Raw genomic sequence first — 15,130 nt, 5'->3', positions numbered from 1 at the left:
TGAGGCGGATTTCGCGGAGGGTGGCGGAAGTGGTTGTGGCATCGAGGGTGCGGGCGGCGTTTGCGGCTGGGCGACAAGAGTCGAGCAGGAGGAGGAAGGAAGAGACCGGGGACGGGAGATGGCTGCGCCGGAGGTGGGAGGTGGCAGGGTCGGGAGTGGGGTTGTTGCGGAGGCGGGAGGCGGCGGGGCCGGGAGTGGGGTTGTTGCGGAGGCGGGAGGCGGCGGGGCCGGGAGTGGGGTTGTTGCGGAGGCGGGAGGCGGCGAGGTCGGGAGTGGGGTTGCTGCGGAGGCGGGAGGCGGCGGGGTCGGGAGGGTTAGCGGCGCCGAGGGCGGAGTCGTGAGCAGGTATGCCCGCCGAGGACCGTGGCGGGATCGGTGGGTGCGGTGTCATCAGTAGCGGAGCGGGAAGTGCGACTGGCTGGTGCCGACAGTGGAGTTGCCGTTGCCGCACAGGGGCCAGAATGTGGGGAGTTTGCGTAATAGGCGGTGGTTCGCGTATGTGGATCTCGGGCGGATCACCGGACACCGTCATCTGGCTGGAAAGACACGGCATTTTCCGGAAAGGATTTCGGGGAGCTAGTTCGGTGGCGGAACTTATGCGTGGTTGTTGTTGCATTGAGGACGGTGGGGGCGCTGGGCACCGGCTCGGTGGCGAGAAATGGTTGCCGCGAAAGGGTTTCTCGGCGGCGGTGCCAAGGGGTGGCGGTACGGGCGGCAGGGAAGATCGTTCGGAAATGGCAAGTTTCAAGGGGAGTGCGGAGTAAGGGCCTTTCACCCGCTCGGCCCTCTGGGACGGTGGCGAACGTCACCGGCCGGACACTTTGCGCACCGGCGGTAGAGCCGGTCAGCGGCAACGGCTCGGCGGTAATCACCTTTTTGGCCGCGTTGCGAACGCGGCGAGTGCCCTAGCCTCACGGGGTGGATTTCGCCCCGGCCGCTCTGTCGCGCGCTCGTACTGCCCCGCCGGCCGCTGCCGGCCGCGAGCCGTGGGCGCCTCCTGAGCTGAGCCTGGTGTGCCTCGACATCGACGATACGTTGATCGACTGCACCGCCGCGATCCGCCGCACCCTTCACGCGCTCACCGGGCGCGGCGATCTTTGGCCGTTGTGGGATTTGATCACCGAGGAGCACGTCGCGCTCGTCGTCGCCGGGAAGCTGGGCTACGACGTGATGCATCACCGGCGCACCGAATGTTTCCTCGCCGAGCTGGGGATCCTCGGGGATTCCGCGCAAGTGACCGCCTTCGAGGCGCGCCGGCGGGAGATTTTGGCGCGGTCTTGGCGGCTATTCGATGATGTTCTTCCGTGCCTGGAATGGCTGCGCGCCGCCGGGCTGCGGCTGGCTGCCGTGACGAACGCCTCAGGGGTTCATCAGCGGCAGAAAATCGCGGAGCTCGGGCTCGCGCCGTTTTTCGACCATGTCGCGATCGCGGGCGAGGTCGGGGTCGCGAAACCCGATCCGGTGATGTTCCACTCGGTGTGCCTGGCGCTGGACTGCCCGCCGGAGCGCACGGTGCACGTCGGGGACAAGCTCGACACCGACGCGATCGGCGCGTTCGACGCCGGGCTCGGCGCGGTCTGGCTCGACCGAGACGGGACCAGCCGCACCGGCGAGCGCGCGCCGGAGGGGGTGCACACTGTGACCGGTCTCGGCGAGCTGCCTGAGCTGCTGGTTTCGGAGTACGCGACGGTCGGCGTGCCCGCCCAGTGGGCGGCGGGGACCCCCGCTGCGACGGTCCGCGGCGGGATGTTCTAGTATTTCTTCTCGTGCGGCGCTGACCTGGGCAACCGGGGAAGTACCTCACTGGGGTATGGTGTAATTGGCAGCACGACTGGTTCTGGTCCAGTTAGTCTAGGTTCGAGTCCTGGTACCCCAGCTGCAGAGGGACCCCCTCTCGGAAGTGCGAAATCGCTTCTGGTAAGTTCTCTCTCGCAAGAAACGCCCCGGAAACGGGGAAGTTCCTAAGCCCCCGTCGTCTAGCGGCCTAGGACGCCGGCCTCTCACGCCGGTAGCGTGGGTTCGAATCCCATCGGGGGTACAGCCAGCCCGGTTGATCAGCAAAAGATCAACCGGGTTTTGTTGTATTTACCGGGAAAGCTTCGGTGTGCGGGAAATGGGGAGCCGCCTGGTGAGCGGAAAGATCACCCTTCCCGCGCACCGCCGAACATCGCTGCCGCGGAGCGGCCATTCGCCTGGTTTTCCGCCACATACGGCCGGAGCTCGGTCTCGTAGCCGGCGAAAGCCTCCGGGTACGCACTGTCCGCCAGGTGCCGGGCCAGCGAACGAGCGCCGAGCAGGGCCTGCGAGGTGCCCATGCCCGCCGTCGGCGCGGCGCAGTATCCGGCGTCTCCCACCAGGGCGACGCGGCCAGTCGACCAGCGGTCCAGGTGCACCTGCGTGCTCGAGCTGAAGTAGAAATCCCGAGCCTCCGACATCGCCTCCAGCAGGAGGGGGTATGCCAACCGTCACCGGCGAAGGCGGCGCGCGTCGCTGCTTCCTGCTCGGCTCGGGAGAGACGGTCCAGGGCTCCCGACGACGTTCCGAACGACAGGCTCACGGTCAGCCGGTCCGGATCCGCTGAGTTGAACAGGTAGACCGCGGTGCCGTCGACGGCGCGGAGGAGACCGCTGTGGTCCAGGCCCAGGAAATTCGGCATGGTGAAGCCCGCGCCGGACAGGCCCAGGTGCTGCAACGCCGCTGAGCTGAAGGCCAGCTGGCGGACCTTCGAGTACACGCCGTCCGCGCCGAAGACCAGGTCGTAAGTCTCGGTGGAACCGTCGGTCAGCGACGCGGTCACGGCGTCCTCAGTCTGCGTCAGCGACGTGATCGAGGTGCCGAAGCGGTACTCGACATGATCGGCAGTCAGGTCGTGCAGCAGCTCGTTCAGGACGTGCTTCGGCACCTCCAGTTCGCCCGCGAAAGCTTCGGCGGGGAGCAGGTCTACCTGGACGCCGTCGCGGTCGACGAGGGCGGTTCCGGTCATTTTCGTGTCGTGCCGGCGGACGTCGTCGAGGATGCCCAGCTCGGACAGGACCTCGAAGGCGGCGCCGCGGAAATCCACGGCGTAACCGGTGTGCCGGAGGGCAGGGGCGCGCTCGACGATCGTCACGCGGTGGCCGGAGCGCGTGAGGAGCTCGTCGAGGGTGGCGCCGGCCACGCCAGCACCGGAGATCAGGACGGTCAAGGAGGCCATGGGAGCAAACGTAGCCCCAGGTTGTCCATTTGGGTAAACCATATGGATAAACCATTTGGACAAGAAATCGGCTAGGCTGCGCGCCATGGGTAATCGGGAGGATCTGCTGGCCGGGGCGAAGCGCTGCTTGATCGAGCGGGGCTGGAGCAACACGACGGTGCGCGACATCGCGGCCGCGGCGGGCGTCAGTCACGCGGCGATCGGGTACCACTTCGGGTCGCGGGACGCGTTGTTGACGCAGGCGTTGGTCGCGGCGGTTGACGAGCTGGGCGGCCAGGTCGCGGATTCGTCGTTCGACCTGTCCGAGGAGGGATTGAAGCGGCTGATCGACAGCTTCGGCGAGCACCGGGCGTTGTGGGTCGCGCAGCTTGAGGCGCTGGTGCGGGCGGAGCGGTCACCGGACGTGCGCCGGCATCTCGCGCAGGGGCTGCGGGAGGCCCGGGCCGGGGTCGGTGGGGCCGTGCAGAGCGCGCTGGTGATCGGGCTGATGGTGCAGTGGCTGCTCGACCCGGAGGAAGCACCGTCGGCGAAAGAAGTGACCGACGGGATTCGCGCGGTGGCGGCGGAAATCTAGACCCAGACGGCGTCGGCGGGATTCCCGGCGGGCGGTTCGCCGCCGGCTTCGGCGAACGCGGTCAGCGCGTCGACCAGGCCGCGGCGGGTCGATTCGGGCATTTTCTCCACGATGGCGGCGATTTCGCGCCGCCGCCGCTGGGTGACGAGGCGCACGATCCGGTCGCCTTCCCGGGTGAGTTCGATGACGACCTCGCGCCGGGACGACGGATTGCCCAGCCGGGCGACCAACGCGGCGGCGACCAGCCGGTCGATCATCCGGCTCGCGGTGGACGGCGTGACCCCGAGATGGTCGGCGAGCGCGGCCTGTTTCAGCGGACCGCGCGAATGCAGCACCACCAGCAGCCGGAATTGCGGCACCGTGATGAGGTCGCCCGCGGAGGCGATGGACCGCGCCGACACCGCGACGAGCAGCCGGGAAGCGGTGAGCACGGCTTCGGTGACCGCGTCGACGTCGTCGGATGCGTCGGTGCGGGCAGAGATCGGCGCGCGAGACATATGCCCAGTGTGCCGCATCTCGCCGCGGAATCCGCGCGATAACCGTGCTGGGCAACGAATCAGGGTGAATCCGCCCGGGCGGCCTGCCTGCCGGGCACAAAGAAACGACCCCGCCGTCCCGGCGAACGGGAGGCGGGGTCGTTCCGGTGCTGGCTCAGAGACCGGCGAAAGCCTGGTCCACGAACTGCTTGTGCTGATCCGCCCACTGCTTGGCGGCGGCCTTTTCCTGGCCCTTCGGGGCCTTCTGGATCGCGTCCTCGAGCGAACCGAGGTCCGCGTCCGACATCTTCAGCTTCTTGGCCACGCCGGCGAGAGCCGGGAAGTCCTTGCCGAAGCCCTTGCGGCCCAGCGCGTGGAGCTGCTCGCCCTTGCCCATCGCGCCCTTCGGGTCCTTGAGATCCTTGAGCTGGTAGCGCGAGTACGCCCAGTGCGGGTGCCACAGCGTCACGACGATCGGCTTCTTCGCCTTGATCGAGCTGTCGAGCGCGGCCAGCATCGCGGTGGTCGACGAGTTCTGCAGGGTCATCGCGCCGTCGAGGCCGTACTGCGGGATCGCGTCCTTCTGCACGATGCTCGTCTCGCCCGCGCTCGCCTCGATGCCGGTGATCTTGCCGCCGAACATGCTCGCCTTGTCCTTGAGGTCGGCGATGCTGTTGACCTCGCCCACGTAATTCGGCACGGCGAGGTTGAGGGTCGCGTTGTCGTACCAGACGCCGAGGTCTTCGAGCTGGTCGTGGTACTGGTCCCAGTACTGCTTGTGCGTCGCGGGCAGCCACGAGTCGAGGAACATGTCGACGTCGCCCTTCGCCAGGCCCGCGTAGATCGGGCCGACGTCGAGCATCTGCGTTTTGACCTGGTAGCCCTTTTCCTCCAGCACCGCCTGGTACAGGCTGGTGAGGGCGACGTCCTCGTCCCAGTTGATGTAGCCGATGGTGACGCTCTTGGCTTGCTGGCTGTTGCCCGACTGGGACTCCCGGCCGCCGCACGCCGCGGTGAGGCCGATCAGGGCCGTCACGGCGGCGCCCACGGCGAGGATCCGGCTGAGCCGTTTCGATGTGCGCACTCGTTCGTCCTTTCTCGTTGCGGTGGAGGTGGATCAGGCCGCGTCGGCCCGGCGGAGGGCGCGGCCCACCGCCGAGCGCGCCCCCAGCGAGGAGGTGAGCCGGTCGAGATAGATCGCCAGCACGACAACGCCGAGACCGGCGTTGAAACCCAGGTCCAGCTTCAGGCTCGTGACCGCGGCGTACACCTCGGCGCCGAGCCCGGGCGCGCCGACCATGCCGGAGATCACGACCATGGACAGCGACAGCATGATGATCTGGTTGATGCCCGCCATGATCGACGGCATCGCGAGCGGGATCTGGATCTCCCGCAGGATCCGCCGCGGCGGCGAGCCGAACGCCTCGCCCGCCTCGACCATTTCCGGGTCGACCTGGCGGATGCCGAGTTCGGTCAGCCGCACGCCCGGCGGCAGCGAGAACACGACGGTCGCCACCACGCCCGGCACCGGGCCGATCGAGAAGAAGAAAATGACCGGGATCAGGTAGACGAACGCGGGCAGCGTCTGCATGAAGTCCAGGATCGGCTTCACGATCCGGCTCACCGTTTCGTTGCGCGCGGCCGCGATCCCGACCGGCACCGCGATCGCCACCGCGACCACGCCGGAGATCAGCACCTGCGACAGCGTCTGCATCGCGGACGGGAATTCGCGCAGGCTGTCGATGAGCGCGAACCCGATCGCCGAGCCGAGGCCGAACTTCCAGCCGCGCAGCCACCAGCCGAGCCCGGCGAACACCACGACCAGCACCGGCCACGGCAGCCAGGTCAGGCCCGAGGCGAGCCCGGTGACCGCGCCGTTGACGATCTTGTCGACGAAATCGAAGAACGGGCCGATGTTGCCCTGCAGCCAGTCGATGATCGCCTTGAACCACGTGCCGACGGGAATCTGCGGCAGGTCGCCGACGAGGAGGTTGTCAGACACGGGCGTTCACCTCCTGGGCGTCGTTTTCTCCGGTGCTCAGCGCGTTCAGCAGCGCCTCGCGGGTCACCGCGCCGAGCAGTTCGCCCTCGGCCCCGACCACCGCGAGCGGCGCAGGCGCGGAAGCGGCGTGGCCGAACAGCTCGGCCATCTGGGTTTCCGGGCCGGTGCGCGCGGCGGAACGGTCGACGAGTCCGGCGATCGTTTCCGTGCCGCGGTCGGCGGCGTCGCTCACCGCACGCCGGTCGACCGCTCCGGCGAACTTGCCGTCCTCGGTCACCAGCACGCCGGAGAGTTCGTTCCGGCGCATCGTTTCCAGCGCTTCGACGACGGTTGTCGCCGGGGTGAACGAGATTTCCGCGGGCGCCATCACGGCGGACGCGGTGAGCACCCGGCTGCGGTCGACGTCGCGCACGAACCTCGCGACGTACTCGTCGGCCGGCTCGGTGAGCATCTCCTGCGCGGTCGAAACCTGCACGATCCGGCCGTCGCGCATCATCGCGATCCGGTCGCCGAGGCGCATCGCCTCGTTGAGGTCGTGCGTGATGAACACGATCGTTTTGCCCAGCTGCCGCTGCAGCATCAGGAGCTGGTCCTGCATCTCCTTGCGGATCAACGGGTCCAGCGCGCTGAACGCCTCGTCCATCAGCAGGATCTCGGTGTCCGCGGCCAGCGCGCGGGCGAGGCCGACGCGCTGGCGCATCCCGCCGGAAAGCTGACCGGGCAACCGGTCCTCCCATCCGGTGAGCCCGACCATCTCCAGCGCTTCGGCGGTGCGTTCGCGCTGCCGCTCGCGCGGAGCGTTCTGCACGCTCAGCCCGTAGGCGACGTTCTCCGCGACCGTGCGGTGCGGGAACAGCGCGAAGTGCTGGAACACCATGCTCATCCGCCGCTGGCGCAGCTCGCGCACCTGCGCGGCGGACTTGTCGGTGAGGTCGATGTCGTCCACCAGCACCCGGCCGGAAGTGACCGGGAGCAATCCGTTCAGCGTGCGCAGCAGGGTCGACTTGCCCGAACCGGACAGTCCCATCACCACGAAGATTTCGCCGCGCTCCACGGTGAAGGAGGCGTCGATCACCGCCGCGGTCACGCCGGGCAGGTCCAGTTCGGCGCGGTCGACGCCCTTCTCCAGCTTGCCGACCGCTTCTTCCGCCCGGCGGCCGAACACTTTGTACAGCTTCTCCACACGAACTATCGGCACAGTCGTCTCATGTTCTCGCATTCGGGGTCCTTTGCCGGGCGACATGATTGCATAGACCAACACTGATCGGAGCCCATCGCGCGACCAGTTCACCGATGACGGCCGGTTTTCGTGGCCCGGCACCCACTTTCGCGGACGCGGTGCGCGCGCCCGCGAGACACCGCTGCGGCGACGGGGAAAAGAGGGTGTGCGCTGGCGAAACCAGTACGGATTCGCCGGTTCGCCCGACCGGATTACCAGTGGGTGCCGTGCGTGGTTGTCACGTTCGCATAACAACCCGATAGTCTGTTGTGGACCTTGCGTGGCCTGGGTGATCGCGGACACCCGGCGGCCACGCATGGTGCCGGACCGGACACGGCAAGGAAACCCCGGCGGCCGCTTCGAGCGAGCGTTCGCAGTTGCTTGGGGGAACAGGTGATCGACCGTGGACGGGTGCGGGATGGCCGGTGCGATCAGGAAAACGCGGGGGCCTTCCTTCGATTTCCTTCGCGCTGCGCCGATGTGGTCCGGCTGGGACAATCCGCGGCCGTCCAGACGGCGGAGGCTCGCGCGACGCCGTGTCCGCCGATTCCGCGGTGCTGAGTGCGGCCTCGCGGTCGACGAGATCCGGACGGGCAAGCGCGCCAACGGATCTTGAAGGCGGTCGTCGGAACGCGCTTCTGCCGCTTCGGAATCGGATCGCGCCACGGGCGGCGCGGCATCTTCCTCGGTCATCACGTGTGCGGGGTGCCGCGCCCGTCTGCCGGGCGGCGTCTCCAGGGCGGAAAAGGGGCAGAGATGCGACAAGCCCCGCCCGGGGAGAAGCCGGGCGGGGCTTGTCGGGATGTTCCGGAAAACCGGAGTTACTTCTTCTTCGCGGCCGAGGTGCGCTTGGCCGGAGCCTTCTTCGCGGTCGCCGTGGTCTTCTTGGCGGCCGGCTTGGCGGCGGCCTTCGCCCGCGTGGTGGTGGCCTTCGGAGCCGCCTTGGCCGCGGTGGCCTTGGTGGCGGTCGCCTTGGCGCGGGTGGTGGTGGCCTTCGCGGCGGTGGCCTTGGCGGGAGCCTTGGCCGCGGTGGCGCGGGTGCGGGTGGCGGCCGGCTTGGCGGCGGTGGCCTTGGCGCGAGTGGTGGTCGTCGCCGTGGCGCGAGTGGCGGTCGCCTTCGCGGTGCTGGCGGTCGCACGCTTCACGGCAGTCGCCTTCGGCAGCTTCTTCGAGCCGGAGATGACGTCCTTGAACGTGGTGCCCGCGCGGAACGCCGGAACGTTGGTCTTCTTGACCCGCACGGCTTCGCCGGTGCGCGGGTTGCGCGCGGTGCGGGCGGCACGAGCGCGCTTTTCGAAGACACCGAAGCCGGTGATCGTGACCTTTTCGCCCTTGTGGACGGTGCGGATGATGATGTCGACGAGACCGTCGACGGCTTCCGCGGCTGCCTTCTTGTCGCCGATGCGCTCCGACAGAGCTTCGATCAGCTGGGCCTTGTTGGCCATTCCAGTTCCTCCAACCAGAACTTGTTTTATACGGCCATACAGGCCGAACGCAGTCATTATCACCCATAGACTTCGCAAGTCCAATCGGGACCTGCCTTTTTCGTTGCCGTGTCGGGTAACCGGCAAGTCGGCGAGGGGGCCGCGTCGCCGGATTCTTTCACTGGCCGGAAGACCCGCGAGAGTGCTTGGGGCACCGGCAAAGTCGCATGTAGACACCCGTTGTCCTGCGGTTTTGCCTTCTCTGGGGGCTCTCCGGGCGGGTCGTGCGCGTCCGCTCGGGCGACCCTCGAAGCGGCCGGACGGTCTACTGAGGACGATCGAAAACCGCGCGAAAAAGGCTGCCCCGTACGGGCGTGGCGGGGAGGAGGTCTGGGGTTGGCGCGCGGTGGGAGAGGGGCGTCGGAGGCGTTCGTGGAGGGCGTCGGCGGCGAGGGTCGTGCGCCGGGTTTGCGGCTGATGCGTTCGGGGTCGGGGATCGGCGGGGCGGCGGTGGCGGGGAATCGCGCTTTGGAGTTGGGCGTTCGGAGTGCCCGGTTCGTGTTGGGCGACCCTGGGGTCTGGTTGGCGGTGTGCTTCGCGTGGAGTGGGTCCGGGGTGGGGTCGTGCGTGCGCAAGGCGACTGCCGGTGCGCCGGGAAGGCAGGCCGGGTTGGGGCGCGGTTTGCGGCTGACGTGTTCGGGCGGGGTCGGGGATCGGCGGGGCGGCGGTGGCGGGGGAATCGCGTTCTGGGGTTGGGGCGTTCGGGGTGTCGGGTTCGTGTTGGGCGACGCAGTGGGTCCGGTGGCGGTGTGCTTCGGGTGTGCCCGGTGTGGGGTCGTCTGCGCGCAAGACGAGTGCCGGTGCGCCGGGAAGGCGCGCCGGGTTGAGGCGCGGCGGGCGGCTGAGGCGTTCGGGATCGGCGCGGTGGCGGTGGCGGGGAATCGCATGCCGGGGCCGGGATGTTCGCGGTGCCGGGTTCGCGATGTTTTGGGACAGCCGCGGCGTGCGTTGCGCGGAGTGGGGTTCGCCTTAGGTCGCGTCGGCGTGAGTCGTCATGGGGTGGAAAGGCGTCTCCTGCCGGTGCGGCGGGGCGGCAGCCCGGGTTGGGGCCGATGTGTTCGGGCGGGCCGGAGACCGGCACAGGGGTGTCGGCGATGACGGCGGCGTCGGGGAATCGCGTGCCGGGGCGTTCGCGGTGCCGCGGTCGCGTTGGGCGGTGTTGGGACCGGCGTGCTTCGCCGAGTGCGTTCGTCGTGCGCGGGGTCGGCTGTGCGAAAAAGGCCGCCTCCCCGCCGGGTGGCGGGGAGGCGGCCTGGGGTTGGTGCGCGGTGGGAGCGGGTGTCAGAGGCGTTCCTGAAGCGCGTCGGCGGCGGCGAGAAGGTCCGCTGCCCATCGTGCGCCGGGTTTGCGCCCTATGCGTTCGATCGGGCCGGACACCGACACCGCGGCGACGACTGTGCCCGAGGAATCGCGCACCGGGGCCGAAACGCTCGCGACGCCCGGTTCGCGTTCGGCGACGCTTTGCGCCCAGCCGCGGCGGCGTACTTCGAGCAGAGTGCGTTCGCCGTAAACCGCGTCGGCGAGGATCGTCCGCTGCGTGTGCGGATCCGACCACGCGGCAAGGACCTTCGCGCCCGAGCCCGCCGTCATCGGCAGCCGCGAACCGATCGGAACCGTGTCGCGCAAACCGCTCGGCGGTTCCGCGGTCGAAACGCACACGCGCTGCACGCCGTCGCGCCGGTAAAGCTGAACGCTTTCGCCGGTGATGTCCCGAAGCTTCGGCAGCACCGAACTCGCCGCGTCGAGCAACGGGTCGGTCGAGCCGCCCGCGAGTTCGGCGAGCGCGGTGCCCGGCCGCCAGCGCCCGTCCGGCCCCCGCCGCAGCAGGCGATGCACTTCGAGCCCGACCGCGAGCCGGTGCGCGGTCGCGCGCGGAAGCCCGGTGCGCGTGCACAGTTCCGCCAGCCCGCACGGGTCCTCGGCGACGGCCTGCAGCACGGCCACGGCTTTGTCCAGTACTCCGATACCGCTATGCTGTCCCACGACGCGATACTATCTTCCCGCAGTGTGGGAAGTCCAGAATCTGGGAAAAACGAAACCCGGAGCCGCGGACAGCCGCGGCTGCCCCCTCCTCACCGGCATCGTCCGGGTTCCGTGCTCCCGGCCGATCCCGAGGAAGGAGCCGGAGATGACCAGCCCCACCGGCAAGGCTCGTACGCTGGCGGAGAAGGTGTGGGACAGCCACCTCGTGCGCCGAGGCGAAGGCGCCGAACCGGATCTGCTCTACATCGACCTCCACCTGGTGCACGAAGTGACCAGCCCGCAGGCGTTCGACGGCCTGCGGCTGGCCGGGCGGAAGGTGCGCCGCCCCGACCTCACCATCGCCACCGAGGACCACAACGTCCCCACGGTGGACATCGACCTCCCGATCGCCGACCCGGTGTCCCGCACCCAGGTCGACACGCTTCGCCGCAACTGCAAGGAGTTCGGCGTCCGGCTGCACCCGATGGGCGACGCCGAACAGGGCATCGTGCACGTGATCGGACCGCAGCTCGGCCTGACCCAGCCGGGCACCACCGTGGTGTGCGGCGACAGTCACACCTCCACGCACGGCGCGTTCGGCGCGATGGCGTTCGGCATCGGCACCTCCGAAGTCGAGCACGTGCTCGCCACCCAGACGCTGCCGCTGCGGCCGTTCAAGACGATGGCGATCAACGTCGACGGCACGCTGCAGCCGGGCGTCACCGCGAAGGACGTGATCCTCGCCGTGATCGCCAAAATCGGCACCGGCGGCGGGCAGGGCTACGTCCTCGAGTACCGCGGCAAGGCCATCGAGGAGCTGTCGATGGAAGCCCGGATGACCATCTGCAACATGTCGATCGAGGCGGGCGCGCGCGCCGGCATGATCGCGCCGGACGAAACGACCTTCGCCTACCTGAAGGGCCGTCCGCACGCTCCGAAGGGCGCGGACTGGGACGCCGCCGTCGCCGCCTGGCGCGAACTGCGCACCGACGAGGGCGCGGAATTCGACGCCGAAGTCCACCTCGACGCGGACCAGCTGACGCCGTTCGTGACGTGGGGCACCAACCCGGGACAGGGCCTGCCGCTGAGCGAGACGGTGCCGGACCCGGCCGCGATCGCGGACGAGAACGCGCGCTTCGCCGCGGAGAAGGCGCTGACTTACATGGATCTGAAGCCGGGCACCCCGCTGCGCGAGATCGCGGTGGACACGGTGTTCCTCGGCTCGTGCACCAACGGCCGGATCGAGGATCTGCGCGCCGCGGCCGAGGTCCTGCGCGGGCGGAAGGTGGCCGATTCGGTCCGGATGCTCGTGGTGCCCGGTTCGATGCGAGTGCGCAAGGCCGCCGAGGAGGAAGGCCTGGACAAGGTCTTCTCCGAGGCGGGAGCCGAATGGCGGCAGGCAGGCTGCTCCATGTGTCTCGGGATGAACCCGGACCAGCTCGCCCCCGGCGAGCGCAGCGCGTCCACCTCCAACCGCAACTTCGAGGGGCGGCAAGGCAAGGGCGGCCGCACGCACCTCGTCTCGCCGCTCGTGGCCGCCGCCACCGCCGTGCGCGGGACGCTGTCCTCGCCCGCCGACCTGCCCGCCTGACTTCCCCGAGAGGAGCTCCCACCATGGAACCGTTCACCCAGCACACCGGGATCGGGGTCCCGCTGCGCAGGTCCAACGTGGACACTGATCAGATCATCCCGGCCGTCTACCTCAAGCGCGTGACCCGCACCGGATTCGAGGACGGGCTGTTCGCCGCCTGGCGCGCGCAGGAGGACTTCATCCTCAATCAGGAACCGTTCTCCAGCGGCTCGGTGCTCGTCGCCGGGCCCGACTTCGGCACCGGTTCGTCGCGCGAGCACGCCGTGTGGGCGTTGCTGGACTACGGCTTCCGGGTCGTCATCTCGTCCCGCTTCGCCGACATCTTCCGCGGCAACTCCGGCAAGGGCGGCCTCGTCGCCGCGCAGTGCGAGCAGTCGGATGTCGAACTGCTCTGGAAGCTGCTGGAGAACGAGCCCGGCACCGAGGTGACGGTGGACCTCGAAGCCAAGACCGTGCGGGCCAAGGACTTCACCGCGCCCTTCCAGATCGACGACTACGTCCGCTGGCGGCTGCTCGAAGGACTCGACGACATCGCGCTGACTCTGCGCCACGCGGGGGACATCGACGCGTTCGAGTCCCAGCGGCCCTCCTGGAAGCCCGTGACGCTGCCCGCCGCGACCTCCTGAACCGCGCCGCCGGGGCGCGGATTCCCTGCTCGGAAAGGGAATCCCGCCCCGGCGGGCCCCCTCTTCGCCCGCGCCAAACGGAGCCTCCCGGGACCGGAAACGGGTCCTTCGGGAGGGCGGAACCGTTCCCGCCGCAAGGGAAAATTTCGCGTGCCGTTTGGAATTTGTGCTGTCTTGGTAATACCGTGTGCGTTAGCCGGCCGACCTGGCCGTGGACGAAGAGTTCTTCTTGGAGGGACTGGAATGGCCAACAAGGCCCAGCTGATCGAGGCGCTGTCGGAGCGTCTGGGCGACAAAAAGGTTGCTTCGGAGGCCGTCGACGGTCTCGTCGACATCATCATCCGGACGGTCAACAAGGGCGAAAAGGTGAACATCACCGGCTTCGGGGTGTTCGAGAAGCGCGCTCGTGCCGCCCGCACCGCGCGCAACCCGCGCACCGGCGAAGCCGTGCGAGTGAAGAAGACGAACGTTCCGGCGTTCCGCGCGGGCACCACGTTCAAGGACGTGATTTCCGGTTCGAAGAAGCTGCCGAAGGCCACGGCGGCGAAGCGGGCCACCGGCACCACCGCGCGCGCCACGAGCACCCGCGCCGCGTCGACGACCGCCACGCGCAGCACCCGTGCCACCGCGGCGAAGCCCGCCGCCACGCGCACTCGCGCCACCGCGGCCAAGGCTCCCGCCAAGGCCACCGCGGCCAAGACGACGACGCGCGCGACGGCCGCGAAGTCGACCACGACCCGCGCCAAGGCGGCCCCGAAGGCCACCACCACGCGGGCGAAGGCCGCCGCCAAGCCTGCCGCCAAGACCACCACGGCAGCGAAGAAGACCACGGCCGCGGCCAAGCGGGCCCCGGCGAAGCGCACCTCGGCGGCCAAGAAGAAGTAATTCGGTAATCGTCGCTTCGCGGCAGGGCCCCGACCTCGGGTGAGGTCGGGGCCCTGCCGCGTTTCCGGGGGTTTCTCGGCTGGACGGGCGGGAGTCGGTGCGGAGGGCGGGGTTATTGGGGCGTGGGTTGGTGGGGGAGCGGTGAGGCGTTGCGAGGGCTGGGGGTCGTCGGGGCAGCGGTGATGCGCTGAGGGGTTGGTCGGCTGGCTGGGGAGGGGTGAGGCGTTGTGGGGCTGGAGGTTGGCGGGGCAACGGTGAGACCTTGCGGGGCCGGGGCAGCGGGGGAGCAGTGAGGCGTTGTGGGGACTGCGGTTCGGCCAGGTGTGGTGTTCGGGTTGATGGGCCGGGGCGGCGTCGTGGTGCTGGTGCGGCGGGCTGTGGGGACTGCGGTTCGGCCAGGCAGGGTGCCCACAGTGGTGATGCGGGGCGGCGTTGTCGTGCTGGCGCGGTGGATTCGGCGGCTGGGTTCGGCTCAGTGGGTGTCCGGATCAGCGGGCTGAGTTGCCGTGCTGGCGGGCCGATTGTGGTGTCGACCTGCTAGGGCGGGTGGCTGACCTGTTGTGGCGGGCGGAGTTGCGGCGCTGGATGCGGTGCCACAGTTTGGCGAGGCGATGCGGGCATCGGGTCGCGGTACCGGGGCGGTTCGGCGGGCGGGCTGGGGTGGCGGTGCGGCTGAGCCGTTGTGGTGCGCCGGGATTCCACACCAGGTGAGGAGGCCGGGGCGGTCGGCTGATGTGGCATGGGGGCAGGGGGCGCTGCGTGCTGGAAGCCGTTGAGGGCGCGTGGTTCCTGGGCGAGCCGGTGCGGGGACGGGCTGAGCAGCCGAACGGGCTGAGCAGCGGAGAGCGTCGCCGGAGATCGGGAATTCGCTGCCTCACCGGGGTTGCCGCGGCCTCGGTCCGGATGGGTGTTGCGGCAGTGAGAAGACAGCGTTTCCCGAGGTCGGCGGGCTGTCCGGGCGTCGAAAAGAACCCCGCCGGATTGCTGATAAGACAACAGATTCCGGCGTCCGGACCGCGTGCCAGGACACCGAGGGAAGGTAATCGGCGCACTGTCCGGGAGGGCTAATCCGACGCCTGGAGATAAATCCCCGCCGGGGGTAATTAAACCCCTCGAGG

Annotated in this window: 12 protein-coding genes and 2 tRNA genes; 7 read left to right on the top strand and 7 right to left on the bottom strand. The window is 69.2% G+C overall.

The annotated features are described in order from the left end of the window. Window positions 1–1,011: 1,011 nt before the first annotated feature. The 3 genes from ATK30_RS09655 to ATK30_RS09645 all read left to right on the top strand — a co-directional run bounded on the left by ATK30_RS09655 (window position 1,012) and on the right by ATK30_RS09645 (window position 2,038). Window positions 1,012–1,755: an HAD family hydrolase gene (locus ATK30_RS09655; RefSeq protein ID WP_244194923.1), complete on the top strand. Its 744-nt coding sequence runs from the start codon at window positions 1,012–1,014 to the stop codon at window positions 1,753–1,755. Between the two features lie 49 nt (window positions 1,756–1,804). Next, a tRNA-Gln gene (locus ATK30_RS09650) sits at window positions 1,805–1,876 on the top strand. Between the two features lie 89 nt (window positions 1,877–1,965). Further along, a tRNA-Glu gene (locus tag ATK30_RS09645) sits at window positions 1,966–2,038 on the top strand. A 27-nt stretch (window positions 2,039–2,065) separates the two neighbouring features. On the opposite strand, the gene ATK30_RS47670 is transcribed toward ATK30_RS09645, so the two are convergent. After that, window positions 2,066–3,193 carry an FAD-dependent monooxygenase gene (locus ATK30_RS47670; protein WP_208637311.1) on the bottom strand — a complete coding sequence of 376 codons (1,128 nt, stop codon included), beginning with the start codon at window positions 3,191–3,193 and terminating at the stop codon, window positions 2,066–2,068. Between the two features lie 85 nt (window positions 3,194–3,278). On the opposite strand from ATK30_RS47670, the gene ATK30_RS09635 reads away from it, so the two are divergent. Beyond that, a complete protein-coding gene (locus tag ATK30_RS09635) occupies window positions 3,279–3,767 on the top strand; it encodes a TetR family transcriptional regulator (protein WP_101435285.1) in 489 nt (162 codons plus the stop codon). Here ATK30_RS09635 and ATK30_RS09630 read toward each other — a convergent pair. The 6 genes from ATK30_RS09630 to ATK30_RS09605 form a co-directional block, all read right to left on the bottom strand. Next, window positions 3,764–4,264 carry a MarR family winged helix-turn-helix transcriptional regulator gene (locus ATK30_RS09630; protein ID WP_208637310.1) on the bottom strand — a complete coding sequence of 167 codons (501 nt, stop codon included), beginning with the start codon at window positions 4,262–4,264 and terminating at the stop codon, window positions 3,764–3,766. The genes ATK30_RS09635 and ATK30_RS09630 overlap by 4 nt on opposite strands. 154 nt (window positions 4,265–4,418) lie before the next feature. Beyond that, on the bottom strand, window positions 4,419–5,327 hold the full coding sequence (locus tag ATK30_RS09625) for a glycine betaine ABC transporter substrate-binding protein (protein ID WP_101435283.1): 909 nt from the start codon (window positions 5,325–5,327) through the stop codon (window positions 4,419–4,421). 33 nt (window positions 5,328–5,360) lie between these two features. Beyond that, entirely contained in the window at window positions 5,361–6,245 is an 885-nt protein-coding gene (locus tag ATK30_RS09620; protein WP_101435282.1) for an ABC transporter permease, read from the bottom strand. Further along, window positions 6,238–7,464: a quaternary amine ABC transporter ATP-binding protein gene (locus ATK30_RS09615; protein WP_183124334.1), complete on the bottom strand. Its 1,227-nt coding sequence runs from the start codon at window positions 7,462–7,464 to the stop codon at window positions 6,238–6,240. Before ATK30_RS09615 ends, ATK30_RS09620 begins: the two co-directional genes overlap by 8 nt. Window positions 7,465–8,285: 821 nt before the next feature. Continuing rightward, the gene (locus tag ATK30_RS47665; protein ID WP_037811736.1) at window positions 8,286–8,909 is read right to left on the bottom strand and encodes an HU family DNA-binding protein; all 624 of its coding nucleotides are present in this window, start codon (window positions 8,907–8,909) and stop codon (window positions 8,286–8,288) included. Window positions 8,910–10,229: 1,320 nt separating this feature from the next. Continuing rightward, a complete protein-coding gene (locus ATK30_RS09605; RefSeq protein ID WP_009074079.1) occupies window positions 10,230–10,931 on the bottom strand; it encodes an IclR family transcriptional regulator in 702 nt (233 codons plus the stop codon). A gap of 145 nt (window positions 10,932–11,076) precedes the next feature. Between ATK30_RS09605 and leuC the strand changes: the two genes are divergently transcribed. The 3 genes from leuC (at window position 11,077) to ATK30_RS09590 (ending at window position 14,012) form a co-directional block, all read left to right on the top strand. Further along, window positions 11,077–12,501, top strand: a complete 1,425-nt coding sequence (leuC, locus tag ATK30_RS09600) for a 3-isopropylmalate dehydratase large subunit (protein WP_101435281.1) — start codon at window positions 11,077–11,079, stop codon at window positions 12,499–12,501. A 23-nt stretch (window positions 12,502–12,524) separates the two neighbouring features. Continuing rightward, on the top strand, window positions 12,525–13,127 hold the full coding sequence (leuD, locus tag ATK30_RS09595; RefSeq protein ID WP_101435280.1) for a 3-isopropylmalate dehydratase small subunit: 603 nt from the start codon (window positions 12,525–12,527) through the stop codon (window positions 13,125–13,127). 243 nt (window positions 13,128–13,370) lie between these two features. Beyond that, the gene (locus ATK30_RS09590) at window positions 13,371–14,012 is read left to right on the top strand and encodes an HU family DNA-binding protein (protein WP_101435279.1); all 642 of its coding nucleotides are present in this window, start codon (window positions 13,371–13,373) and stop codon (window positions 14,010–14,012) included. The last annotated feature ends 1,118 nt before the right edge of the window (window positions 14,013–15,130 follow it).

This window comes from Amycolatopsis echigonensis (assembly GCF_002846615.1).
Taxonomy (GTDB): Bacteria; Actinomycetota; Actinomycetes; order Mycobacteriales; family Pseudonocardiaceae; genus Amycolatopsis; species Amycolatopsis echigonensis.
Note: the sequence above shows the minus strand (reverse complement) of the source record. Positions and strands in the feature narration are given on the sequence as shown.

Excerpts from the sequence above, each read along its gene's own strand:
- ATK30_RS47670 (WP_208637311.1), bottom strand. The coding sequence starts at position 3,193 with ATGGCCTCCTTGACCGTCCTGATCTCCGGTGCTGGCGTGGCCGGCGCC.
- ATK30_RS09635 (WP_101435285.1), top strand. The coding sequence starts at position 3,279 with ATGGGTAATCGGGAGGATCTGCTGGCCGGGGCGAAGCGCTGCTTGATC.
- ATK30_RS09630 (WP_208637310.1), bottom strand. The coding sequence starts at position 4,264 with ATGTCTCGCGCGCCGATCTCTGCCCGCACCGACGCATCCGACGACGTC.
- ATK30_RS09615 (WP_183124334.1), bottom strand. The coding sequence starts at position 7,464 with ATGCGAGAACATGAGACGACTGTGCCGATAGTTCGTGTGGAGAAGCTG.
- ATK30_RS47665 (WP_037811736.1), bottom strand. The coding sequence starts at position 8,909 with ATGGCCAACAAGGCCCAGCTGATCGAAGCTCTGTCGGAGCGCATCGGC.
- leuC (WP_101435281.1), top strand. The coding sequence starts at position 11,077 with ATGACCAGCCCCACCGGCAAGGCTCGTACGCTGGCGGAGAAGGTGTGG.
- leuD (WP_101435280.1), top strand. The coding sequence starts at position 12,525 with ATGGAACCGTTCACCCAGCACACCGGGATCGGGGTCCCGCTGCGCAGG.
- ATK30_RS09590 (WP_101435279.1), top strand. The coding sequence starts at position 13,371 with ATGGCCAACAAGGCCCAGCTGATCGAGGCGCTGTCGGAGCGTCTGGGC.